Annotated in this window: 24 protein-coding genes; 6 read left to right on the top strand and 18 right to left on the bottom strand. The window is 43.9% G+C overall.

Going from position 1 to position 23,207, the window contains the following annotated elements; translation table 11 throughout:
• Positions 1 to 6: 6 nt before the first annotated feature.
• On the top strand, positions 7 to 150 hold the full coding sequence (locus RCG24_RS04340; RefSeq protein ID WP_202651672.1) for a hypothetical protein: 144 nt from the start codon (positions 7 to 9) through the stop codon (positions 148 to 150).
• Positions 147 to 1,751 (top strand): sodium:solute symporter family protein, encoded by a 1,605-nt coding sequence (locus tag RCG24_RS04335; protein WP_202651674.1) that lies wholly within the window; start codon positions 147 to 149, stop codon positions 1,749 to 1,751. Before RCG24_RS04340 ends, RCG24_RS04335 begins: the two co-directional genes overlap by 4 nt.
• Positions 1,752 to 1,794: 43 nt before the next feature.
• Here RCG24_RS04335 and RCG24_RS04330 read toward each other — a convergent pair whose 3' ends face one another.
• The 11 genes from RCG24_RS04330 to RCG24_RS04280 all read right to left on the bottom strand — a co-directional run bounded on the left by RCG24_RS04330 (position 1,795) and on the right by RCG24_RS04280 (position 10,959).
• Positions 1,795 to 2,562, bottom strand: coding sequence for a LamB/YcsF family protein (locus RCG24_RS04330; protein WP_202653081.1), 768 nt, complete (start codon positions 2,560 to 2,562; stop codon positions 1,795 to 1,797).
• A 26-nt stretch (positions 2,563 to 2,588) separates the two neighbouring features.
• Entirely contained in the window at positions 2,589 to 2,825 is a 237-nt protein-coding gene (locus tag RCG24_RS04325; RefSeq protein ID WP_202653082.1) for an acetyl-CoA carboxylase, read from the bottom strand.
• 130 nt (positions 2,826 to 2,955) lie between these two features.
• Positions 2,956 to 3,930, bottom strand: a complete 975-nt coding sequence (locus RCG24_RS04320; protein ID WP_308078388.1) for a 5-oxoprolinase subunit C family protein — start codon at positions 3,928 to 3,930, stop codon at positions 2,956 to 2,958.
• A complete protein-coding gene (locus RCG24_RS04315) occupies positions 3,923 to 4,813 on the bottom strand; it encodes a 5-oxoprolinase subunit B family protein (RefSeq protein WP_308078387.1) in 891 nt (296 codons plus the stop codon). Before RCG24_RS04315 ends, RCG24_RS04320 begins: the two co-directional genes overlap by 8 nt.
• A gap of 5 nt (positions 4,814 to 4,818) precedes the next feature.
• Positions 4,819 to 5,445 (bottom strand): nucleotidyltransferase family protein, encoded by a 627-nt coding sequence (locus RCG24_RS04310; RefSeq protein ID WP_308078386.1) that lies wholly within the window; start codon positions 5,443 to 5,445, stop codon positions 4,819 to 4,821.
• On the bottom strand, positions 5,442 to 5,633 hold the full coding sequence (locus RCG24_RS04305; RefSeq protein ID WP_308079106.1) for an XdhC family protein: 192 nt from the start codon (positions 5,631 to 5,633) through the stop codon (positions 5,442 to 5,444). The genes RCG24_RS04310 and RCG24_RS04305 overlap by 4 nt, the downstream gene beginning before the upstream one ends.
• Before the next feature lie 7 nt (positions 5,634 to 5,640).
• The gene (locus RCG24_RS04300) at positions 5,641 to 6,552 is read right to left on the bottom strand and encodes an XdhC family protein (protein ID WP_308078385.1); all 912 of its coding nucleotides are present in this window, start codon (positions 6,550 to 6,552) and stop codon (positions 5,641 to 5,643) included.
• 215 nt (positions 6,553 to 6,767) lie between these two features.
• The gene (locus RCG24_RS04295) at positions 6,768 to 7,625 is read right to left on the bottom strand and encodes an FAD binding domain-containing protein (protein WP_308078384.1); all 858 of its coding nucleotides are present in this window, start codon (positions 7,623 to 7,625) and stop codon (positions 6,768 to 6,770) included.
• Positions 7,622 to 9,964 carry a xanthine dehydrogenase family protein molybdopterin-binding subunit gene (locus RCG24_RS04290; protein WP_308078383.1) on the bottom strand — a complete coding sequence of 781 codons (2,343 nt, stop codon included), beginning with the start codon at positions 9,962 to 9,964 and terminating at the stop codon, positions 7,622 to 7,624. Before RCG24_RS04290 ends, RCG24_RS04295 begins: the two co-directional genes overlap by 4 nt.
• Positions 9,879 to 10,490 (bottom strand): (2Fe-2S)-binding protein, encoded by a 612-nt coding sequence (locus RCG24_RS04285; protein WP_308078382.1) that lies wholly within the window; start codon positions 10,488 to 10,490, stop codon positions 9,879 to 9,881. Before RCG24_RS04285 ends, RCG24_RS04290 begins: the two co-directional genes overlap by 86 nt.
• Positions 10,491 to 10,503: 13 nt before the next feature.
• Complete coding sequence (locus tag RCG24_RS04280) at positions 10,504 to 10,959, bottom strand: SRPBCC family protein (protein ID WP_308078381.1); 456 nt, start codon at positions 10,957 to 10,959, stop codon at positions 10,504 to 10,506.
• A gap of 138 nt (positions 10,960 to 11,097) precedes the next feature.
• Between RCG24_RS04280 and RCG24_RS04275 the strand changes: the two genes are divergently transcribed.
• Positions 11,098 to 11,262, top strand: a complete 165-nt coding sequence (locus RCG24_RS04275) for a hypothetical protein (RefSeq protein WP_308078380.1) — start codon at positions 11,098 to 11,100, stop codon at positions 11,260 to 11,262.
• The gene (locus RCG24_RS04270) at positions 11,238 to 12,176 is read left to right on the top strand and encodes an endonuclease I family protein (RefSeq protein ID WP_202653090.1); all 939 of its coding nucleotides are present in this window, start codon (positions 11,238 to 11,240) and stop codon (positions 12,174 to 12,176) included. Before RCG24_RS04275 ends, RCG24_RS04270 begins: the two co-directional genes overlap by 25 nt.
• A 43-nt stretch (positions 12,177 to 12,219) precedes the next feature.
• Here RCG24_RS04270 and RCG24_RS04265 read toward each other — a convergent pair whose 3' ends face one another.
• A complete protein-coding gene (locus RCG24_RS04265) occupies positions 12,220 to 13,197 on the bottom strand; it encodes a Rieske 2Fe-2S domain-containing protein (RefSeq protein WP_308079105.1) in 978 nt (325 codons plus the stop codon).
• Between the two features lie 180 nt (positions 13,198 to 13,377).
• On the opposite strand from RCG24_RS04265, the gene RCG24_RS04260 reads away from it, so the two are divergent.
• Positions 13,378 to 14,718 carry a uracil-xanthine permease family protein gene (locus RCG24_RS04260; protein WP_308078379.1) on the top strand — a complete coding sequence of 447 codons (1,341 nt, stop codon included), beginning with the start codon at positions 13,378 to 13,380 and terminating at the stop codon, positions 14,716 to 14,718.
• Positions 14,719 to 14,775: 57 nt separating this feature from the next.
• On the opposite strand, the gene RCG24_RS04255 is transcribed toward RCG24_RS04260, so the two are convergent.
• Positions 14,776 to 15,870, bottom strand: a complete 1,095-nt coding sequence (locus RCG24_RS04255; protein WP_308078378.1) for a CotH kinase family protein — start codon at positions 15,868 to 15,870, stop codon at positions 14,776 to 14,778.
• 200 nt (positions 15,871 to 16,070) lie between these two features.
• Between RCG24_RS04255 and RCG24_RS04250 the strand changes: the two genes are divergently transcribed.
• On the top strand, positions 16,071 to 16,409 hold the full coding sequence (locus RCG24_RS04250; RefSeq protein ID WP_202653093.1) for a CotG/ExsB N-terminal domain-containing protein: 339 nt from the start codon (positions 16,071 to 16,073) through the stop codon (positions 16,407 to 16,409).
• 144 nt (positions 16,410 to 16,553) lie between these two features.
• Here RCG24_RS04250 and RCG24_RS04245 read toward each other — a convergent pair whose 3' ends face one another.
• The 5 genes from RCG24_RS04245 to dacB all read right to left on the bottom strand — a co-directional run bounded on the left by RCG24_RS04245 (position 16,554) and on the right by dacB (position 23,129).
• Entirely contained in the window at positions 16,554 to 18,005 is a 1,452-nt protein-coding gene (locus tag RCG24_RS04245) for an FAD-linked oxidase C-terminal domain-containing protein (protein ID WP_308078377.1), read from the bottom strand.
• A complete protein-coding gene (locus tag RCG24_RS04240; protein ID WP_308078376.1) occupies positions 17,992 to 19,356 on the bottom strand; it encodes a (Fe-S)-binding protein in 1,365 nt (454 codons plus the stop codon). The genes RCG24_RS04245 and RCG24_RS04240 overlap by 14 nt, the downstream gene beginning before the upstream one ends.
• A 1-nt stretch (position 19,357) precedes the next feature.
• Complete coding sequence (locus RCG24_RS04235; protein ID WP_308078375.1) at positions 19,358 to 20,683, bottom strand: FAD-binding oxidoreductase; 1,326 nt, start codon at positions 20,681 to 20,683, stop codon at positions 19,358 to 19,360.
• A 160-nt stretch (positions 20,684 to 20,843) separates the two neighbouring features.
• A complete protein-coding gene (locus RCG24_RS04230) occupies positions 20,844 to 21,572 on the bottom strand; it encodes a CBS domain-containing protein (protein ID WP_202653094.1) in 729 nt (242 codons plus the stop codon).
• Positions 21,573 to 21,671: 99 nt separating this feature from the next.
• Entirely contained in the window at positions 21,672 to 23,129 is a 1,458-nt protein-coding gene (gene dacB / locus RCG24_RS04225) for a D-alanyl-D-alanine carboxypeptidase/D-alanyl-D-alanine endopeptidase (protein WP_202653105.1), read from the bottom strand.
• Positions 23,130 to 23,207: the final 78 nt, after the last annotated feature.

Below are 23,207 nucleotides of genomic sequence, written 5' to 3'. Positions count from 1 at the left end.
TAGTATATGGGGGAATTTATTTTTTCATTAGGCTATGGTGGATCTCTCATTGTTCTTGGACTGATTACACATTTATTTATTCGGAAGATGAATCATGATGTGATAGCAAACCAGTCGGCAAATACCGATAAAAGGACGGGGATTTCATGATTTATACAATTGGTATCATTGTCTCCTTCCTGTTATACGCACTTATCGGGGTGTTTTTGTCAAAACGGGTTAAAAACTCTGAAGAATATTATGTTTCGGGGAGGAAAGGTTCCACTCTGATGGTAACCGGAACATTAGTCGCCTCATTCCTAAGTACCGTATCGTTTATGGGGGAGGCAGGATTTTCATATGAAGGCTACCCGATTCTGCTATTAATACTCGTCATTTTTAATGCGACTGGATATGTAATTGGGGTCTTTTGCTTTGGCCGCTATTTGAGGAGAAGTAAATCGTTGACTGTCCCCGAATATTTTGGGGACCGCTTTCAATCGAATAAAGTCAGAATGGCAGCAGCGATTACGACAATCCTAGGGATTTCTGCGTACCTGGTCGCCGTCACCCAAGGCGGTGCAGTGCTATTATCCGAGATCTCTGGTGCTTCCTACCCAGTTGCTTTGTTAATCATGTGGCTTGCCTATGCGTCGTTCACTGTACTTTCCGGGGCAAAAGGAGTCATGGTAAATGATACCATCATGTTCTTCTTATTTTCGATTGCAACGTATATTTCTTTTCCCTATATTATTGGAAAAGCCGGCGGGTTTCCCGACGCGATCATCAAAGCGGCGACAAATCCTGACCGCCCTGATTTATTGAGCTGGCATGGCATTACCGGCCCTAACGCCTATATGGGAGCACCATGGGAAGCATTGCTTTGGGCCATTATTCTTGGTTTAGTTTGGTCTGCCGTTATCGCCATCAGCCCGTGGCAGAGTAGCCGCTACCTAATGGCAAAGAATGAGCATGTCGCCATCCGTTCAGGGGTCTGGGCCACGATTTCCATCATCACGATTTACTTATTCCTTCATATCAGCATTTCAACGATTACAACCGTCAATCCAAATATCAAACCAACTGAAAAAGTATTTATTTGGGCGGCGATGAATATGGTTCCAAAATGGTTAGGAGTGATTATTGTCAGCGGCATTATGGCTGCAGCCTTATCATCCTGTGCAAGCTTCCTGCAATTAATTGGCAGCAGCATCACCCGCGATATTATGGAACAATCCCGTAACAAAACTTATACAGATTCGCAATTGCTACGTACAAGCCGAATTTCCATGATTATTGTAAGTATCATCATTCTGCTAATCGGGTTATGGCAGCCGCCTTCTATCATGTGGATTGGCTACTTCGCCGCTACCCTTTTTGCCGCCTCATGGGGACCGGTGGCCTTTGCCAGCATTTATTCGAAAAAAATTACCAAAACCGGGGCGTTGTGGAGTATTATCGTTGGGTTTTTAGGAGTTGTACTGGGAGAATCGTTGAAAAAATTTGGCGTCACATTGCCTGTTTATTTAAATCCTGTCATTATTGGGGTTGTTCTTAGCTCTCTGGCTCTATATATTGGCTCTAAATTTGGAACGATCACCATGGAAGAAAAAGAGTTTCAGAAAAATATCTTACAAAGGCCGATTGAGCCGAATGAAAAAGAAGAAATGGCTGTTTCAAAAAGATACCCATTTTACCTGGTTGCGAGCGGCATTGTGATTATCATTGTTACCTTCATTTTTTACTATTGGCCGTTGCAGCTTGCGATGTAAAACTAAGAAACTAGCACCGCCTGTTGGTGCTAGTTTCTTTATTTTATCCAGTCAAAATCCGTTTAACAGATTCTACGTTTATATTTGCTTCTTCCAAGCGCTCGCGAATTTGCCTAATCAACTCCGGTGCCCCCTTCGTATCGCCGTGAATACAGACTGTATTTACTTCCACCGTTGCTTCTTCACCATCAGGTGTGATGACCTTTTTTTCCTTGACCATTTTGACGACACGGTCGGCCATGGCTTCATAACTTTGAATTGTCGGTCCGGTACGGGTTAAGATAATTGAACCGTCCTTTGTATGCTCACGGTCGGCATAAACTTCTTTAGCGATCGGCAGTCCCATCTTCTCACCGACATGAGCTACCGCCGAGTTGTTTAGGGCAAACACAATGATCGTGTCCGAAAATGAAGCGATTCCTTCTAAAATAGCCCGCGCTAGTGTTTCATCGTTCATCGCCATCATATAAAGAGCACCGTGCGGCTTGCAGTGCTGCAACTCTAGACCAACATATTGTGCAAAACCTTTAAGAGCACCCATTTGATAAACAACATAATCCTTTACCTCATCAGCTGTACAATTGATGTGACGTCTGCCAAAACCGATTAAATCTGGAAATCCTGGATGCGCCCCAAGTGCTACGTCATATTCCTTTGCGAGCTGAACCGTTTGTCTCATTACATGCGGATCTCCCCCATGGAAACCACAGGCAATATTTGCTGAGGTGATATATTTCATCATTTCCTCATCATTGCCGATTTGGTACAAGCCAAAGCTTTCCCCCATATCGCAATTAAGATCGACCTTCATGGTTCACCATCCATTCTTTTATATCATTATTTTAATGAAGCAATTTCCTGCCCGGCATCGACGATAGCTTCATTGTCGACGGTGAATTTTTCGACGATTCCCGCCTCTTCCGCTTTCAATTCATAAAAGGTTTTCATAATTTCGATCAGTCCGACAACATCACCGGGGTTGACTTGATCTCCTTCCCGAACAAATTCCGGCTGGTCCGGTGCAGGACGGCGATAAAATACACCCGGCAGCGGCGCAATGATTGATTTCGACATCAATTTCCCCTCCTAAAACACGCTATTTTGCTAACCTGAAAAATATCTGCAGCTTTTCATGAAATATCTGCAATTTCTCATATATTTCTGTAGTTTTCCTCAAAATATCTGCATTTCTATTTTCTCGACTCTAAGAACTTAGGCTTTCAGCAATCCTGTTAAAAATTTCATTTTGTTCCCTACGAATTTTCAGAGCCTGATCCAGGTTAACAGCGGCAAATTTCACTTTTTCATTTGTTTTAATTTGGGCCATTCGATTCAGATCGGTACTAATCACCGTTGCAACAGTCGCATAGCCGCCACCCGTAACGGCATCATGTAACAATACAATGGGCTCTACCCCGTCTGGCACTTGGATGGAACCGATGGGATAGCCTAAGTCTGTTACGTTTGATGGATTGCTGCCGGCTCCAAATGGCTGCTCCCGTTCGACGAACTTGAGGCGCTGCCCTTTATGGCGATAGCCGATTCTATTCGCCTCAGGGGTGACGGTCCATTCTGTTTCCAAAAAAGCTTGCCTGCTTTCTTCTGTCAAACGGTAACTGCATAGCCCGACAATAACGCGAATTTCATGGTTTTTACCATAAGAAGGAATATAGGACTTATCAATCGTTGTTCCTGCTGCCACCTTGCATTGATGTAAATCACCGGTTTTTAATACATCGCCTGCTGCTAACGCTCTGCCCTCATAACCGCCAATTCCAATTAAGGTATACGTCGAGCGGGAATTCATCACGAGCGGAACATCGATGCCGCCTTCTACAGCTAAATACGTTCTTGCTCCCGAACGGACGTAATCAAACGACAGCACATCGCCAGCGCGAACCTCAAGTGTTTCCCACATTGGAACGGATTGTCCGTTAAGTTTTGGCGGAATATTGCCGCCAGTAAGGCTGATTCGTGTATCTTGTTCAAATAACAGCTCTGAACCAATATAGGTCATTTCCAGAACAGCAGCGTTCGGGTGATTTCCGACAAGCAGATTGGCAACGCGAAAGGCAAACTGATCCATCGCACCTGAGGGTGGCATGCCAATCTCATATAATCCGCGTCTTCCTTGGTCTTGCACCGTTGTTTGCAGCCCGGGTTTCAGTACTTTAATCATGGTATAACCTCCTTAATACCATTTCTGAGAACTTTTCCGGATCTTCCAGAACCTCCTGCGGGGTAAAGGTGATTTCTTTTTTTCGGTAGGTAAACGTTCCGGCTTCTACCTGTGAACGGATGGTATCATATTCCTCCCTCGTTATGCTGCGGTAGCGGAAAATATCTCCCTGCTTCGGAAAAACAATCGAGTCTTGAAAATCCGGTAAGGTTTGTTCCTTTTGATAGATTGGCGCCGGGGCAATTCCGTACATCTGATAGCCGCCGGCTCCTTGAACTGGATAAATAACGGCAAAGGCTCCGCCAAATCCAAAGGTACGTTCAGGAGTAAATGTCCTCGGACGTACGTATTTCGGTACTTCAATCTGTTTTTCCTGTCTGACAATTTGGAAGCACCACGGTAGCCCCGGAACAAAGCCGATCATCGACACGAGGAATGGCGAGGCATCGATGGCTTGAATAAATTCTTCTTTGCTGTTGTAGCCATTGATTCTGGCACTATACTCCAGATCTGTCGAATTTGGATCCTGATGGCGGTCGCGGAAGCGCATCACGGCTTCATGGGTCCAGGGGTCTTCAAACAACACTGGCACATCAACAATACGCGAGGAAATTTCAATCTCCAAATCTTTCATGCTGTCTTCCATTTGCTGCAGTTCGCGAATTAGATCATCCGGGTGTAAAATATCCGGGTCTACGCGAACCATGTACGAGGCGTTGGCCGGACAAATATCGATAATTCCTTCCAGATTCCGTTCCTTTAACTTTCTTGTAATTGCGATTCCTTTAAAATTCGCCTCCAAGCTCATGGCTTCGGACAGCTGAACAAATACAAATTCATCCCCGCCGTATTCGTAGCGGGTGGTTAACGATGAGTTCGTCAATTTTTTCACCTCTTTTGAAAAATAGAGTTTGTTAAAGCATTTTCATATGCTTCTGGGGTATCCACATCATATATAACCCCTTCATCATTGGTTTCCAGCAATATATGATGTTTTAATTGTTGGATCAGCGGTTTTGCCCCTTGATCCCCCTGAAGATTCTGCCAGTTTAACTTGTTAAAAAAGCCGAGAAAAACCGGATGCCCCTTTTGGTTTTGGTGCATCGGCTGGACAGCAAATGGTTCACCGCCTGCCGCCAATATCCGAACTCCATGTTCAAATACCTGTTTGATTGTTTCAACTCGGATCAGCGGTAAATCAACAAGCATCAACATTACCGCATCGTCTTTTTTTGCGGCTTGTTTCAAACCGCACTTCAACGATGAACTAAGACCTTGATGATAGTCCCGGCATTCCAGTACCTTAACGCGCGGATCAGCAATTGCTATCTTTTTCAAAATCATTTTGCTTTCATGTCCAAGGACAATGATAATTTCTGAGCAGGGTAGCCTTAACAATTGATTTACCTGGTGTTCCAATAATGTTGTCCCATTCCAATGAAGCAATGGTTTTGGAAAGCCCATTCGCGTTGATGTTCCAGCTGCTAAAACGATCGCACCAACACTCGTCATCATAAATTTTCAACGGCCATTTGTGATTTTTTATGAATATAGGGACGATTTTTTAAAAAACCGCCTGCATGGTCGGAGCGAAAGGCCGTAATCTCTGCCATAATACTTACACTGATTTCCTCAGGTGTATCTGCACCAATATCAAGACCAATTGGGGTAAACATTTTTTTTAGCTGTTCAGTTGAAAAAATAATGCCGTCATTCTTTTAAACGTATTAACAACCGATTGCTTCTTGACCTTGGTCCCAATACTCCGACATATACAGCGTCTGATTTCAGAGAAAAGGCTAATGACTCCATATCTCTTTCTAAGTGATGGTTCATGATGACGATATAAGTCTGAGAATCTACTGTTACTTGCTGCGGCCCTGCCACTAACGATTTTGCGGTTGGAAAACGCTCCTTTGTGTTGTAGGCCGGCCTGGGATCGACGATCGTCGTCTCATAGCCAAGCATCGTACCCACCTTTGCCAGCGGGACAGCATCATGGCCAGCACCAAAAATACACAATTTGGGCGGTGGCAGGTGGACATCGAAAAAGACCGTTTCCTGTTTTCCAGCCTTGTTTTCAAGAGGGATGCTTTCAGATTGGTCGATTTGCTGCCTTAATTTCTGCTTGGCAATTGTAACGACATTTTCCTGCAAATATTCATCCTGCCAGCTTCCATACATTTCCGTTTCGGTAACAAGCAAAACTTGGGCATCAGCATCATCATTCTTAAGAATTTTACAGACCACTATTGCCTCATCGTTCGCATAACTGTCTGCAAGCCGTCGCCACAAACTAGTCGTGTCAATGGGCTCCAGCAGGATTTCGACTGTTCCCGGACAGCCTAAACCAAGGCCCCAGACAAGGTCCTCATCCAGTTCGTATTTTTTTACGATTGATTTTCCCGTTCGGTAGACGTACTCAGCGCTCGAAGCCACATCAGACTCTAAGCAGCCCCCGGAAATCATCCCATAGTAGTCTCCGTTCGCTTCAATGACCATTTTGGCGCCTTCCCGTTTATATGCCGATCCTTGAACAGAAACCACTGTCGCCAAAACGCCAGTTTCATTGTTGTTAATCATGCCGGATAATAATTTCGTCACTTTCCGGTTCGATAACATGACTTAACCTACTTTCTTACATTTTTAAAAAAGAAAGCCAAACCACGATGCCGGCAAATGTCGCTTTTTCTGGGTGGTTTGGCTCTTGTACGGTCTTTAATATTAAATCTACTTAATGATTCGCTAATAAAACTCTAAGATTCGCTAATATCCCCTGTCAATTCGCTTATAAGTTGTTTGAATTCGCTAATACCCGCCAAAAATTCGCTAATAAACTATAATAGAACCTTTCGTAAAGCCCGTTCCGTATAAACCTCACATAAATGTTTGCGGTATTCGCCTGAGGCGAAGAGGTCTTCACCCATATCAACCCCCTCGGCCGCCAATTGAGCAGCCTTGGAAATATTTTCAGGGGTTGCCATTTTTCCAAGAAGATATTTCTCAACGTTTTCCGCTCGAAATGCGCAATCACCTGCTCCAGTAATGCCGACCCGAATATGGTTAATTACCCCGGCCGCAGTTTTCCTCGCAACAGCGGCAACACCAACCACGGCATAGCCCGAGGCTGGGTGAAAGTATTTTAAATAGATACTTTTTCCTTCAGTCGGCGGGATCGCAAACGAAACTGCTGTCACAATACTTGTTTCGGGCAGCGCAGTCATGAAGGGTCCAAATAAAAAGTCTTGGATTGGCACTCTTTCTTCACCGTCTTCCCCAGTGATGTGAACAACGGCATCCAAAGCCAAGGCAAGTGCTGGCAGATCAGCCGCTGGATCCGCATGGGCAATATTGCCGCCGATGGTGCCCTTATTGCGAACCTGCATGTCAGCAATTTTCTGAATCGCTTCTGCTAACACCGGTAATTGAGCAGCAACCAAGGGATCGCCGAGTGCTTCAGCATAGGTCGTGAGAGCCCCTATCACAAGACGCCCTCCCTCTTTGCTGACACCCTTTAATTCCTTAATCTGACTGATATCGATTAATGTCCCCGGCGTTGTGATGCGAAACTTCATTAACGGTACCAAACTATGCCCGCCGGCAAGAAGCTTCCCTTCTCCGTTAAAATTTTTTAACAACTGAATCGCTTCCGGGACTGACGCCGCACGAACGTAATCGAAGCTTGTGGGAATCATTGGCCATCGCTCCTTTCATGAATCGCTTTCCAGACCTTTTCAGGAGTCAGCGGCATTGGCAAATCTTTTACACCGTATGGTGCCAATGCGTCGATTACAGCATTGATAATCGCCGATGGTGCCGCTGTTGTGCCCGTTTCCCCAATACCTTTTGCCCCTAATGGATTAACAGGGCTTGGTGATTCGATAAAGCTGGATTCAATTATCGGGAAAAACCTCGCCTTCGGCATCGCATAATCCATGAACGTACCTGATAACAGCTGGCCTTTATCGGAATAAACCGACTGCTCCCATAACGCCTGCCCAATTCCTTGCGCTATGCCGCCATGAACCTGACCTTCGGCAATCATCGGGTTAATAATCCGGCCGACATCGTCGACACAAACATAACGCTTTAATTCCACCATACCAGTGTCCGGATCTACCTCCACGACACATATATGGGCCCCAAATGGATAAACAAAATCAGGCGGGTCAAAGAAGGACTGTCCCTCCAGTGCTGGTTCCATCCCATCCGGCAGGTTCCAGGCATTATTGGCTGACCAGGCAATTTCTTTAAAGGTTCGCTGCTGATCTGGCTGCTCTTTTATTGAAAAAATACCTTTTGCAAATGCAACATCCTCCAAAGGTACTCCCAGTTCGTGTGCAGCAATTATTTTGGCTTTTTCGACGATGCGATCCGCCGCAATCGATAATGCCCCGCCAGCTACTGGTGTTGTCCTTGAGCCGTACGTTCCCCAGCCCATTGAAATAATCAACGTGTCGCCACTGACAAACTCGATGTCTTCAAGTGGAATGCCAAATTTATCAGCTACGACCTGTGCAAATGTTGTTCCTTCCCCTTGACCATGGGGGGATGCACCAGTAAAGATTGTGACCTTGCCGCTTGGATGGACGCGAATGGAACTGTTTTCCCATAAGCCGCCGCCAAAGCCAATCGCTCCGGCCACCTTCGAAGGACCGAGACCGCACAATTCTACATAAGTTGAAATGCCAATGCCCAGCAGGCGCCCATTTTTCCGGTCCTCCTCCTGCTCTTTTTTTAAGCCGACATAATCAATTGCTTCCAGCGCTTTTGCTAGTGTTCCATGATAATCACCGCTATCGTAATTACAGCCCATAGCATTCGTATAAGGAACTTTTGCCACAAGATTTTTCTTGCGGACCTCGACCGGATCCATGCCAATTTTATCCGCAAAGATATTGATCATTCTTTCAATCTGGAAGGAGGCTTCCGGTTTTCCGGCACCGCGATAGGCATCTGTCGGAGTGGTATTTGTATAAACCCCGATAGTTTCGGCTTGGGCGTATGGGATGTCATAGGCTCCGGTTACCATTAATCCAAAGTCAATCGTCGGGACACCGGCACCCATTGTCGATAAATAAGCCCCCAGATTTGCGATATTCTTAGCCCTGATAGCCAGTATTTTACCGTCTTTTGTTCCGGCCAGTTCCGTTGTAATTACTTGGTCGCGGGCATGACTTGTTGCGAGAAAGTGTTCCTGACGGCCTTCCACCCATTTTACCGGCTGCTTTAACTGGATGGCGGCCAGACCAACGAGCGCCTCTTCCGTATAGACGGCAATCTTTGCTCCAAAACCGCCGCCCATGTCTGGAGCAATGATGCGTAATTTCGTTTCTGGAATTCCCAGGGCATCAGCATATGTGATCCGGTGAATATGCGGATTTTGTGTTGTACACCAGATCGTTAAATCACCACTTCCAGGATTATAGCTGGCCACGGCCCCTCTCGTTTCCATTGGATTGGCGATAACCCTCTGTTCAACGAGTCGCTGCTTCACAACTACTTCTGCCTTTGCAAAGACCTCTTCAGGAACGTCCCCTGCCTTCCAGGTAAAGGCAATGTTCTTCGGGACATCATCGTAAATAACCGGTGCAGCTTCCGCAAGCGCTGCTTCCTGATCGACCACAACAGGAAGTTCCTCGTATTCCACATCAATAAGTTCCAGCGCATCATAGGCGATATAACGGCTCTCGGCAACCACCATGGCAACGGCTTCACCGGCATAGTTCACTTTACCGACAGCAAGCGGGATACGGTCCTTCGGGATTAAATTACAGCCGGGCACCAGCCAAATCGAGCGAATTGGTTTTATTTTGTCCTGAACATCTTTTCCAGTGTAAACGGCCATTACACCCGGCAGCTTTAATGCTTCCGCGGTATCAATTCGCTTAATTTTCGCATGAGCATAGCGGCTTCGCTTCATTGCTGCAAACAACATGCCGGGTAATTTAATATCGTCGGTAAATTGCCCATGGCCCGTGATAAGCTTCGGATCTTCCTTTCTTTTTATCGGCTTGCCTATTACTTGGGTCATGATACGTCCCCCCGGTTGTCACATTTTCCAGCGAAACGGGCTGACTTTGCTGCTCTCTGATAAGTTCTGCTGCGTGTTGAACCGCCTTCACAATAAATTGATAGCCAGTACAACGGCAAATCACACCGTCTAAAGCTTCGCGGATCTCTGCTTCCGATGGATTTATATTTTCTTGTAATAAACCATTGACGGCCATCATCACTCCTGGGGTGCAAAAACCGCATTGAAGTCCGTGCTTTTCCCAGAATCCCTGCTGAATTGGGTGTAATTCTTCCCGTGAGCCCAATCCCTCAACAGTGGTAATCTCAGCACCATCAGCCTGAATCGCCAATATCGTACACGATTTCACAGCCATGCCATCCAACATCACCGTGCAGGCACCACACTGGCTTGTGTCACAGCCGATATGTGTTCCGGTTAAGTCAAACTCATCACGTAAAAGATGGACAAGCAAAAGACGCGGCTCTACCTCCGCGGATTTCATTTTGCCATTCACCTTTACTTGAACTGGATATTTTTTTGCCACCGAACCAGCCCCCTTATACTTGATTGATTTCCTTTTTCATTTCTTTCTCAACCGCCTTAAAAAATTGACCCAAAATGATTTTGGCTACTCCTCCCATTACTCGCTGACCGACCGAAGCCAATATCCCCGTCACTTCGACATCAGCAACACAAGTAACCTGTGAAACGTCCCTAACTTCTTCAATAAACATATCAGCTGTTGCCTCAACCTCCCCTGGCTTCCCCTTTCCTTTAATGATTAGGCGGTAGAAAGACGGTGGTTTTTGGTCAGTCTGCTGGACCTCGGATGTAAACAGCCCTTTAATTGGCCCTACATTTAGGCCCATTTCAGCCAAATATGTTCCCGGAGAGATTTCTTCAAAGGACTGACAGCCTGGGAGAGCACTTCTAAGGACTTGTTGATCCTGTATGTACCTCCAAACGACATCTCGTGGTAAATCAAAGGTATAGATGTATTCGATTTTCAACATTTCCCCTCCTTTTGCTGGACTGATTAGAAAGCAAAAAAACCTGAAATGGATTTGTACACTTATCCTATCTTTACTAAAACTTGCAACCTATTATTACTATCTTGTAAACAAAAATATTCAATTTTTTTTACCCGCCTAATGTACTATAATGAAGGACAAAGAAAACAATATTTTGAAAAAGAGTCGTTTTTTAAAGAAAACTCGTCGATTGGCGAGCCTTTAAGGCGGTTCATGAGGCGTAGTTACACTTATGCCTACCATGAAAAAGGGGAACAAGAATGGCAAAGAAGAGGAAGAATGTAAAAAGTCTTTGGGAAGATTCATCAGAATTGATCCAATTACATAAACAACTAGCCTATTTACGTGAAAACAAACGAAAGATCAATGTTGATCGAGATCTCTATTATAATGAAGACCAAAACAAAATCGATGTTAAGCGATATTACGCAACAATTTTTGACTCTGAATGTACAGGGATTGAGTTATTTTATAAATATAGTAGTTTACTGACAAAAACACATAAAAATCAGATTCCCTATTTTATTAGCAAGGATTTATATTTATATACTTGGGTTGATTTATACCCGGATGGAACGGTAAAAAGTATTTATTCAGGTAACGAAAAAGACCCTGAATCGTTGATCATCCAGGATCATTCCATCATTACCGAAAAATACGTTGAGTTTCAACAATTTTTACAAAAAGTGGAGCGTAAGGAATTTGACTCGTTAAAACAATTAAAGTCTTTTGAGCGAAGATTGAAGCTGAATACGGAGCATATTGTTCCTCAATCTTGGTTTAGCGCTTTGGAACCGATGAAGGGTGATTTGCACCACTTATTTGTTTGTGAGCCTGAATGCAATATCGCCCGTTCCAATTTTCCATATGAGGATTTCGCTTTTTATCACCCTGAATCCCCTGATGAGCCTATTCATAATCACTGCGGGGTGGCTACGGAAGACCGATTTGAGCCGGAATATGGCAAGGGTGCGGCAGCCAGGGCAATGCTGTATTTTATCTTGCGCTATCCGAGAGCTATCAAAAAAGCTTACCGGGTACAAATTAATCTCCCCTTGCTTTTAAAATGGCATCAGGAATTTCCTGTCAGTTTATATGAAAAGCATCGGAATCAGGCGATTTTTCAAGCTCAAGGAAATCGAAATCCGTTCATTGATTTCCCTCGTTCAGCAGAAAAAATAAAATTCCCGTATTTCTAGAAAAATAGCGCACCAGGATATGTTCCCAGTGCGCTTCATTTATTTATACTGTTCCAAATTGTACCCCCAGCTTCTTCAAGTATTGGCGATAGGCAATACTTACACGGTCACATACAAGCGAGAGTTCGATTTGCAGGTCGAGCGGCAGTTCTTCGGGCTTCTGGTTCTCAACCACCGGCTTATCCTGGGCAAAAATGGCATTTTGGTAGGCAATAATTTCTTCATCTGAATTTTCAGTTTGATAGCTATAAGACAAGATCCCATAGGCAATTGATTTATTTTCATTTACGGGACGAATCGATAATAGAATTGAAAAATATTGATCGGTTTCCTTATCTTTTTTCGTAAATCGGACGGTAAATGGACGAAGAATTTCATATGTATAATAGACAGTTTTAGCTTGACCAGTACCATCAGGGTCCGGTTGATAAATCGGGATTTCATCCGAATAAATACGATCGTCTTCCCAATGAACATCATAATCAGCAATTTCCCGATGACTGCTTACCCCTAACGCACCCATATGGACAACCGCCAAATGGCCGACATCAAGGAAATTTTCAATAATTCTAGGCGGTTTGGCTTCCACCTCTTGTGGTCCCCAAATAATATTGCGGTATCCTTCTGCTTCAAATTCTGGATAAGGAAATAATTCAGGTTCGTTTCCTGCTAGATTCACCCAAATATAGCCATATTTTTCGACACATCCGTATTTAATCGCCTTTGCTTTTTTCGGGATCGCTCTTCCCTTAGGCAGTTGTGGAATGGAAACACAATCACCATTGGCATCAAATTCCCAAGCATGATATGGGCAGACAAGACAATCATGTTTTACCTCACCTAAAGAGAGCGCAGCACCGCGATGGATACAAAGATCTTTAAAGGCACGTACCCCTTCACTTGTCCTAAAGATCACAACTCTTTCTCCCATTAACATAATTTGAACCGGCTTTTCCCCAACTTCAGTTGATGGACACGCTACAAGCCATTCCTCCCTTAACACCTTGTCATCTACCATGATATTATCCCCCCAATATAATTCTCTCTTTCATTCTATTCATCCGCTTTAAAGAGGTCAACAGATTTTACGAATATAATTTATTTTTTATAAAAAATCATTCGGTTTTTTATGTACATTCCGATTCATTTAAATTATAATCCTAGTATAAATATTTGAAACACGAACAAAGGGGTAGGGTAAATGAATAAGGATAATAACATTCTTATCGGTGTGGATGACAAAATTAGTATCGGGAAGGCCTTTCTTTTAGGGGCACAGCATGTTTTGGCGATGGACTTATACATAGCACCGATCATTATTGCTGGATTGCTGTCTTTGAGTACTGTGAATACATCCTTTTTTATTCAAATGTGCTTTTTGGCAACGGGAATCGCCACATTAATCCAAACGGGCATGGGGATAAGACTGCCGGTCGTTCAGGGACCTTCTTATGTACCGATTGGGGCGATTGCGGCCATTGGCGGTAAGCTAGGCTTGGGAGCGATTGCGGGAAGTCTTATACCGGGAGCCATTATCATTTCGCTTATTGGTTACCCATTAAAATGGTTTGCCAAAGCTGTTAGAAAATTTATCCCGCCGCTTGTTGGCGGAACCGTCATCATTATTGTTGGGATCTCACTGATGCCAATCGGGATGAACAATATTTATAATGCCGAAGGAAAAATCGGTACCAATATTTTAATTGCAGCTATTTCCGCAGGAGTACTGGTACTATGTATGTTATTAGGACGCAAAATGCATGGGGTAGGCACGTTCTTCCGCTTAGTGTCCGTATTACTGGCGATTGCAGTCGGTACGATTACAGCCAGCTTCTTAGGTGCTGTTGACTTTTCACCGGTAAAAGATGCTGCCTGGTTCTCCCTGCCATCGTTTTTCCCATTTGGAAAACCAGTGTTTGACCTAAGTGCCATTTTAACGATTACGTTTGTTTACTTTATTATCTTAATCGAAACAACCGGGACGTGGTTTGTTGTTTCCTCGGTAACCGGTAAAGAATTGGATGAAACACGGTTAAATCGTGCCTCATTCGGGGAAGGGCTTGGCTGTTTGATCGGTTCATTATTCGGCAGCACGCCAATGACCGGTTATTCTTCCAACGCCGGGCTACTGGCCATTACCGGGGTTGCCAGTAGAATGGCGATCATGGCCGGTGGCGTGATCTTAATTGCCCTTGGACTTGTACCAAAATTGTCCACTGCGATTACCTGTATTCCTGAACCGGTCATCAATGGAATCTTTGGGATTGTGTGTGTAGCGATAGTCACAAACGGCATGAAGGTGATTCAGCCCATCATTATTAATGACCGTAATATGATGATCATTGGGATTCCGATTCTATTAACCATTGCCGTAACCATTTTACCGAAGGAAGTATTGGCGAGTGCTCCAGATTGGGCAAACTACCTCCTCTCTTCCAGCATGACAATCGGTGCACTGGCAACACTGATTTTGAATTTGATTATTCCAGTTGATAAAAAAGAGAAGGAATTTACCAATCAAGCAGCTGCTGTTGGAAAATGATTTGCCGTACGAAGAAGGAACCATCGCTTAGTCCGATGGTTTCTTTTGACATATTCCCTAATCCAGTTTGTGAAATTTACTCATTAAATAATTTCTTCTTTCTTCAATGTAATGGGCAATCAGCTTTAATTCTTCATCAAATTGTTCAATTACCGAGCTTTTATATGGATCTAGCCGTACAAATGGACGTATTTGCTGCAGCAGTTTTTCCGCCCTTGGCATAATAAAATCATGGGTAAACTGGTAATTCATGATGTCCTCAAGCAGCTGGCGATATTGCTGCCGAAACCGATCAACACTCAAAAGCCGTGCGGTTAACGTATTAAATCCTTTAATCGGAACATAATCCGCCTCCATCAACTTGCCGTTTACATCCCGTCCCCAAGTGGCATCATAATCCCAGGGAATTACCTCAAACAAGCCGGTTTCTCCGTTTCGGTAAAGGGAATAATTATGGACAAAGCCGTCATAATTTGAAGTAAAAATAATTCCCGCGACCCATCGTAAATATCGGTCCACATTGACATATTTCAGAATTTCATTTTCAAACTCGCGCGGAGGAATCGTGTTGATTTTATAAATAAATTCCTGCAAATGATATTCAGCATTCCGGGAATCCTTCCACTTCGTTTCATATCCTAATTTCAACGATTTCTTGGTGTTTTTCTCTAAATCACTCATTAGGGAAAAATTTGCATCGCCGTCCACCGCATAAAAAATACTTCCCGGCGGCAAATTCCTCCTCCTTAAAAAATATTCATCCACCGATTCAATTTCTAAATAAACCCCTTCCGCCTGTCCGTTTAACGTGAGGAAAACATGCCGCGACCGCGGTGCCAACACGCCAATTTCCGAAAAAAAATCAAATGACAGCTTATTACGAATCATAGAGGGGTCTTTATACTCAGCATTTAGATGAACTTGGTGAGAACCCATAAATATTTTTGGCTTATAAAAGGTTACTTGATAAGACTTTTTTGGAAAGTCACGAATATGGGAGCCGCGATAGCTTACATCAATTTCGAGCCTTTTCCCATCAATTCTAGCCTGTGCCGGGATCGGTTCATCGATCCAGATATCCCGTTTTAGTTCTTTTAAATCGATAGGTTTAATAAATAGCTTGTATTGCGGTAATTTAGCTGTCTCGTCCATTATCATCCCTCCCTGTTATATGGGTATGTAAAAAATGAAGGGATGTCACGATTATTGGCAATTTTTCATTTTCTTAGGCTTCCTGCCCATACAAACAGGTGATTATAAACGTAAAGTGATAAAAGAAGAGTGAGAATATATAGTCAAGCAATTGGACACTTTTCGTACTCCCTTTTCAAAATTAAAAGGAGGTGCAAGAAATGGACGAAGAAAAAGAGTTTTCCCCTGAAGAAATTCAAACGGCAGCCAATGAGGTTAGAAGGGGTGGGTTTGGTGATTTCATGTTTATGGACCCAAATCGCAACCAAATGACCACACAAAGACGGACTTCCAGCCGTCCACAACAGACATCACGCAAAAGAACGTCAAGAATGCAGACGTCGCGGAATAGAACTTCTAGGAAAAAAACATCACGCCGCACTTCACGTCATTTAGATTTATGCTGTACCGAATGGAGAAATACAGGACGCGGCAGACATCAAACAATGAGTTGTTGGAAGGACAGCAATATGTGGGTATATAGAGTCCGCAGAAGATAGATCGTAAGCGGAGGGGGAACCTCCGCTGTTTTTTGCTAATAAGGAAGAATAAAATTTTTCCAATTTTATTCTTCCTTATTTCGCATAAATTTAACTGCGCCTCATGAACCGTCCTTAAGGACTCGCCAGTCGGCAAGTTTTCATTTATCCTTTTATTGACAGTTCCCGCTTCACCTCAGCACAGCGTCCCGGAGTCGGAAACAGCTTGCCGGCATTTAGTAATGAGTGTGGATTAAAGACATCACGGATATCGGTCTGCACCCTAATCTCCTCATCATTAAAGACAAACCGCATTTCCTCTTTTTTCTCAATACCAACCCCATGTTCACCAGTAATCGAGCCGCCAACGCCAGCACAAACTTTTAAACAGGCACTGCCCGCTTGAATCGCCTTTTCTGTTTCACCGGGAATCCGCGAATCGAACAGAACGAGCGGGTGAAGGTTGCCGTCGCCGGCGTGAAAGATATTGGCTATTCTAAGGCCGTATTCCTCACTGATTTTATTAATCCTTGCTAACACTTCTGGCAGTTTACTCCGCGGAATAACACCGTCTTGAACTAAATAATCAGGGGAAATGGCTCCCATCGCCCCAAAGCCGGTTTTCCGATTGGCCCACCATCTTTCTCTTTCCGCTTCATTACTCGCTGCCTTTACTTCGCGAACATTTCGCTTTTGGCAAACATCCAGAATCAAGGCGATTTGTTCATCAATCCCGGCGGCAATCCCGTCGACCTCAATTAACAGGACAGCTTCAATATCCTTCGGATGGCCGACAGGAAATGCGGCCGCCTCTACACCCTCAATAGCTATTTTATCCATCATTTCCAGAGCTGCGGGAACAATCCCGCTGGAGATAATATCGGATACAGCCTGGCTTGCGTCTTGAATATTATCAAAATAGGCCAGCACAGTTTGTTTCGCTTGCGGATTTTTCAACAACCGGACCATTATTTTCGTGACAATCCCCAGGGTTCCTTCCGATCCGGTTAACAGCCCGAGCAAGTCATAACCGGGGGTATCAGGGATGCCATTGCTACCAATTTCAATGATTTCCCCATCAGGCAGTACAACCTCTAATCCTAAAATATGGTTGGTGGTGACACCGTATTTCAAACAATGGGCGCCGCCGGCGTTTTCAGCGACATTTCCGCCAATCGTGCAGGCATACTGACTGGAGGGATCTGGTGCGTAATAGTAGCCTTTATGTGAAATGGAATTCGTTAGTTTCAAATTCACAAACCCAGGTTCCACGACCGCATGACGATTCTCTAAATCTACTTCCAGCAGCCGCTTCATTCTAACCAAACTGATTATGACCTCATTATTTAACGGGATCGCTCCTCCGCTGAGTCCTGTTCCGGCACCTATAGCGAGAAACGGCAGATTGTTGGCCGTACAGTATTTCACAATCTGTGAAACCTCCTCGGTATTCTTTGGAAAAATAACCGCCCTTGGCAGATGCCGTTCAATCGTAAAGCCGTCGCAGTCATAGGCCAGTAAATCTTCTTCTTTATAAAGAATGGCGTTCGGAGTGGAAACAAGTTTGGCGAGATTAACAATGTGAATATCGCTCGTCATTATGTTATTTCGCACCATCACGGTCACCTCTCATCGTATCTTCTTTTTGATAAGCCCAGTCTAACAGTTGGACCGTATGAACAATCTTTTGATTTCGACCGTATTTTTGCACCCCGACTGCCATCTGCAGCATGCAGCCAGGGTTTCCCATCGATATCATTTCGATATTCTCAGGAACATTGGCCATCTTGCTCGCTAATATGGCACCGGCCATCTCCGGATTTGTCAGGTTGTATATACCGGCGCTGCCGCAGCAACGGTCGGCATTTGGCATATGAACCATTTCCACCCCCGGAATATGAAGCAGAAGATCCCGCGGTTCGTCGCGGATGCCCTGTCCATGAGCGAGATGACAGGCATCATGGTAGGTGATGCGGGTATTTAGTTCAGCCTTCGGAATTTCGTAGCCAGTATCATAAAGAAATTTAGAAATATCCTCAACTTTTTCCGCGAACTCCTTTGCTTGTTCTTGCCATTCCGGTTCATCATGAAATAATTCCGGATATTCTTTTAACATGCAGCCACAGCCGGCAGCATTGACGATAACTTTTTCAGAATCCAGAAATGCCTCCATATTTTGCCTTGCCAGTTTCCGGCCCATCTCCCGGTTGCCGGCATGTACGTGAAGGGCCCCACAGCATGTTTGATTTTTTGGAATCACGACGTCATTTCCATTCCGCGTCAACACATTTATTGTTGCTTCGTTAACATCACTAAACATAACATCCATGATACAGCCAGTTAAAATCGCCACTTCCCGCTTTGTTTCCCCCTTAGCCCTAATAACCTTTTCGTGTTTATATTTTTTCCTTACCGGCGTCCTGATCTCCGGCATAGTCGCCTCCATTTCCACCAAATGATCAGGCAAAATGTTAATTAACCCCGTATTTCGGATCACTTTTTGCAGTCCGCTTTTTTGGTAAAATTTCAGCAGGCTTCCGGCCGCATTTAGCCGTTTATGGTGGGGAAAAAGCTTTTCGAGGAAAAATTTATTTGTCACTGCCTTCCAGCCCTTTAAAGGTATGGCCTGTCTAATCTGGCCGCGCGCTTCTTCAATTAAACCGCCTACATCGACGTTTGCTGGACAAGCGGTAGTACAGGCACGGCAATCAAGGCACTGAAACACAGGGTCGGCAAAGGCTTCATTGACTAACAGCTTACCTTCTGCAACGGATTTGATCAAATGAACACGGCCACGCGGTGAGTGCTGTTCCTGTCCCAATTGCTCATAAGTGGGACAGGATTCCAAACATAGACCGCAATGAACACAGTCTGCCCACTTATATTCTTTTGGCGGATCATTCCATAAATAATTCCCCAATCCTCCTGTTGTCCATCCGGTGCTTTGTTCGAGCTCCTTTATGCTCATTTTATATCCCTCCTACAAACCGTCCGTTATTCAGGATTCTTTTAGGATCCACTTTTGCCTTTATACCATCGAATAAGAAAAAATGAGTCGGTTTTTCGCCCCATACTTCCATTTGTTGACGAAGGGCCAATGGCAGATGAGTCACTACTGCATATCCACCCAAATTTTGGGCAACCCCCTGTAAAGTGGAAATAGCTGAGACAACATCATCCTGGGCCCCCGATAGATATACTTTGCATAAGCCGGTCCCAAGTCCCCCATGAGATTCCACGTTCAGATGGTGGGAATCCTGTAAAAGGTGACTATCCTTGATGATCTGCAATACATCCAAATTTTTAACACCCATTTTTAACGCCGCCCTTGTAATCGTTTCAGTATGGCTCTGCCGCCCATTTGGCGCGAGGGTTGCGATTGAATCCCAAAATTTTTCGGCATCATTTTGTTCAAAAATCGAAAGAGCTGCGCTTTCCGGCTTATTTCGTTTTACGAAATCCACTTGATAATGAACCGAGCTTTCAACATCCTCAAAACTGATGGCAAGCGTGTAGGCGGGAATCCCGATTAATTTTTCCGCCAAAGCGGGGTTTATTACTTCCAGTGCAACGGGTTCCAATGTTGAATCGAGGATGTTGATCGTAAATGCCAAGATATTTTCGTGGTTTCCCTCTGGAAAGGATAATAGAATTAAACTTTCGTATTGTTTTAGGGGGCGGAGCTTGAGAGTAATTTCCGAGATGACCCCCAAGGTTCCCATTGAGCCAATATACAATTTATTCATATCATAGCCGGCAACATTCTTTACCGTTTTGCCACCGGAACGGATGATCGTCCCATCGGGGTAAACCATTCGCAGACCAATCACCATATCGCGGGCTGAGCCATATCCAAGCCGTTTCGGGCCGAAATCATTGGCAGCAATGACGCCGCCAATTGTTGCAGCTGCTGGTAATGACGGATCAAGCGGTACCTTTTGCTGATGTTTCGTCAAATAATTTTGCAGGTCCTGATAGATGGTTCCGGCTTTAACTGTTACGATTGTATCGCCGGGGGAATGGTCGATTATTCCGTGGTATTTTTCCAGTGACATTAAAAGATCTGCACTATCCGTTATTCCTCCGTAACCTCTTTTGGTTCCTGCGCCCATGATGTTTACCTTCATTGCTCGCCCATTTGCATATTGAAGAATGCTGGAGATTTCCTGCTCAGTTTTTGGAAAAACAGTAATACGGCCGTTATTTCCCAAGGCGCTGTCAGAAATATGGCTAGACACAATCTGTTCTTTCGGCAAAAGAGAACATAGATCGGTCATCAGTTCTGCTGTTACCATTCCTAATACCCCCCATTTTCAAAACGTTTCTAATCTTCAGACTATATTTTTTAAAAGAAAACGGCAGTACGAGCCTGCCGCTATGATATATAGAGGTTTTATCACATATCTTTATTGTATTAAAGCAACCGATTGAGTGCAAGGCAGAAAATGGAGTAAATTAATCAAGTGTATAATCAACATCTATTAAGTCCCAAGGTGTAATAATGCCAAGCGGTTTTTCCTCTTCGCTGCCGTTTTCCGTTATAATGACGCACTCTAATTTTTGCTTGTTCTTATGGGATTTTTCAAAAATATTTTCTACTTCAAAAATATTCATTTCTTTAGAGATAAAAACAAGCGGACGGTCTTTTTCAAACGTCATGATATCGGAAACATGAATATCGGCTAAATTCACGGTGTTGTTTTTCATATTTTGTGCCATCCATTTTACGATCGAACTGGAGGTTAGTAAGCCGATACATTTCTTATTTTTATAGACTGGAAATTTGGAATAGCCATATGTCTTTATCGCCCCTGTTACCTTTAATACCTTGTCATGAACATCAAAGGAAATCACATTTTTGGTGGCAATGGTTAAAGCCAAATTAGGACGGCTTAAAATATTGGCGATTTTTTCAAAATGATTGACGACTTTGGCGTTCGGTTCGGCAATGTAAAAACCTACCTCCATTTTTTCATGGACAATCGCATTTCTTAATCTTGCATATTGTTCCAAGTCTTTCTTAAATGTTTCAATCACCTGGTATTTTTTGGCCCCCACTTTTACGAGAACGATAAATCTGTCATCATTAATTTTTACAATATCACGTAGTGCATCATGTACTTGATTGTAAGCTACCTCAAACCGCTCTGAAAGCAGCTGTGCTTGATCTTTGACCGTTTTCATTTCTCTCTCCCGCTTATGTATATTCTATCTAAATTATATTATCATTCTTTTATGAAATAAATGAAAACTTATTTTCCCTTACAATATACTAGATTTCCGTTATGGATTAGCGATGATCGAGACCATTTGATCCTCAATCATTTTTCCATTTTCTTCATCGAGTAAATGATTTAATATGATGGAAAAAATCAATTTTTGACCGCTTTTCGCCGTCAAATATCCTGACAATGAGCTGACAGTGGAAAGGGTTCCTGTTTTCGCCTGTACTTTTCCTTGGATGCCTTGTGTCTGCATCCGATTTCTCAATGAACCCCCGGTTAACTTCTCTGCTGAACCGGCAACAGGCAATGAGTATAAATAAACAGGAAACCATTCTTCCTTTTGAACTGCAAATAACAGCTGAGAAATTTGGTTGGCCGAAATGCCCGTTACATGGGAGATTCCCGATCCGTCCCGCAAAACCATTGTGTCCGGGTTTACTCCCCATTTTGTCAACTCCGATTTCAGGACGGATAATCCTTTCTCCCAGGAACCTTCCCCCGCAACCACTTTTCCCATTTCCTTTATAAGTATTTCTGCATGCGTATTATTACTCAGTTTCATAAACGGTACTAGCAGTTTCGATAAGGGCATGGATTGGTGGGTATAAAGCAGCTTCGCGGATTCAGGCACTGCCCCTGTCTTGATTGTTCCCAAAACTTTGATGCCATGCTCTCCTAACGATTGTTTAAACAGACTTAATGTGTATTTTTGCGGTTCCCAAACTCCCACCGTCTCTGTTATTTTTTTGGAGTTTACCGGTATGGTTCCATTGATTATAATGGTGTTTTTGCCATGTTCACGGATCATCTCTATTTTCTTTTTTCCTTGCTGATCAACCGTTAAGGCACGGTTAATGATCTTGACATAGGCAGTTTTGGGAGTAAGTTCCACTGCCGGCCTGTCCCCTTCATGTTCTGCAGGTCTTATCACAACCTTTATCGATCCGGCATCATAGTCCGTTGTCGGTGCGGCGGTTAAAGCCGAAACCTGTGCACCATAATAGGTTGTTTCATCACTCCAGGGAAGATCAAGTGAATAGCGAATATCATCGTACCACGAATCATCGCCAATTATGTCTCCTGTTATTTTTTTTATTCCTCGCTTCTTCATCTCCACAGCCATTTTGTCGAAGTCAGCTTTTAATAACGTGGGGTCGCCTTTCCCCTTCAGATAAAGATTTCCGGCCAATCCTTTCTTTCTCATCCGACCATCGGAGTAGACCTCTGTGGAAAAAGTGTAATCTTCTCCTAGCACATTCAACGCGGCCGCTGCTGTTAACAGCTTCATGTTCGAGGCAGGCGTGAGCCGGGTGTTCCCTTGGTGCTGGTAAAGGATCCTGCCATCAGAAGCTGATCGGATACTGATGCCGGCGATTGCTCCTTGCAGTTCTGCTTCAGTCTGAACCAGCTGATTAAGCTGTTGAATCCATGTCTCCCCCGTTCCTTTTGCCATTACCATAGAGGGGGCGGTGGTTGTAACAATTCCTCCGATGAAAATCAATACAATGATCATCATTAAGTACTTACTTTTTGTTAGCAAGTGTGATTTCACTTCCTTATCCAATAATACACCCAATCTAAATAACGCAGTTCA

This window comes from Neobacillus sp. OS1-32 (assembly GCF_030915425.1).
Classification (GTDB): domain Bacteria; phylum Bacillota; class Bacilli; order Bacillales; family Cytobacillaceae; genus Neobacillus; species Neobacillus paridis.
This window is presented reverse-complemented; position numbering and strand designations above follow the sequence as displayed.

Excerpts from the sequence above, each read along its gene's own strand:
- RCG24_RS04340 (WP_202651672.1), top strand. The coding sequence starts at position 7 with ATGGGGGAATTTATTTTTTCATTAGGCTATGGTGGATCTCTCATTGTT.
- RCG24_RS04335 (WP_202651674.1), top strand. The coding sequence starts at position 147 with ATGATTTATACAATTGGTATCATTGTCTCCTTCCTGTTATACGCACTT.
- RCG24_RS04330 (WP_202653081.1), bottom strand. The coding sequence starts at position 2,562 with ATGAAGGTCGATCTTAATTGCGATATGGGGGAAAGCTTTGGCTTGTAC.
- RCG24_RS04325 (WP_202653082.1), bottom strand. The coding sequence starts at position 2,825 with ATGTCGAAATCAATCATTGCGCCGCTGCCGGGTGTATTTTATCGCCGT.
- RCG24_RS04320 (WP_308078388.1), bottom strand. The coding sequence starts at position 3,930 with ATGATTAAAGTACTGAAACCCGGGCTGCAAACAACGGTGCAAGACCAA.
- RCG24_RS04310 (WP_308078386.1), bottom strand. The coding sequence starts at position 5,445 with ATGATGACGAGTGTTGGTGCGATCGTTTTAGCAGCTGGAACATCAACG.
- RCG24_RS04300 (WP_308078385.1), bottom strand. The coding sequence starts at position 6,552 with ATGTTATCGAACCGGAAAGTGACGAAATTATTATCCGGCATGATTAAC.
- RCG24_RS04295 (WP_308078384.1), bottom strand. The coding sequence starts at position 7,625 with ATGATTCCCACAAGCTTCGATTACGTTCGTGCGGCGTCAGTCCCGGAA.
- RCG24_RS04290 (WP_308078383.1), bottom strand. The coding sequence starts at position 9,964 with ATGACCCAAGTAATAGGCAAGCCGATAAAAAGAAAGGAAGATCCGAAG.
- RCG24_RS04280 (WP_308078381.1), bottom strand. The coding sequence starts at position 10,959 with ATGTTGAAAATCGAATACATCTATACCTTTGATTTACCACGAGATGTC.
- RCG24_RS04275 (WP_308078380.1), top strand. The coding sequence starts at position 11,098 with ATGTACTATAATGAAGGACAAAGAAAACAATATTTTGAAAAAGAGTCG.
- RCG24_RS04270 (WP_202653090.1), top strand. The coding sequence starts at position 11,238 with ATGGCAAAGAAGAGGAAGAATGTAAAAAGTCTTTGGGAAGATTCATCA.
- RCG24_RS04260 (WP_308078379.1), top strand. The coding sequence starts at position 13,378 with ATGAATAAGGATAATAACATTCTTATCGGTGTGGATGACAAAATTAGT.
- RCG24_RS04255 (WP_308078378.1), bottom strand. The coding sequence starts at position 15,870 with ATGGACGAGACAGCTAAATTACCGCAATACAAGCTATTTATTAAACCT.
- RCG24_RS04250 (WP_202653093.1), top strand. The coding sequence starts at position 16,071 with ATGGACGAAGAAAAAGAGTTTTCCCCTGAAGAAATTCAAACGGCAGCC.
- RCG24_RS04245 (WP_308078377.1), bottom strand. The coding sequence starts at position 18,005 with ATGGTGCGAAATAACATAATGACGAGCGATATTCACATTGTTAATCTC.
- RCG24_RS04240 (WP_308078376.1), bottom strand. The coding sequence starts at position 19,356 with ATGAGCATAAAGGAGCTCGAACAAAGCACCGGATGGACAACAGGAGGA.
- RCG24_RS04235 (WP_308078375.1), bottom strand. The coding sequence starts at position 20,683 with ATGGTAACAGCAGAACTGATGACCGATCTATGTTCTCTTTTGCCGAAA.
- RCG24_RS04230 (WP_202653094.1), bottom strand. The coding sequence starts at position 21,572 with ATGAAAACGGTCAAAGATCAAGCACAGCTGCTTTCAGAGCGGTTTGAG.
- dacB (WP_202653105.1), bottom strand. The coding sequence starts at position 23,129 with ATGATGATCATTGTATTGATTTTCATCGGAGGAATTGTTACAACCACC.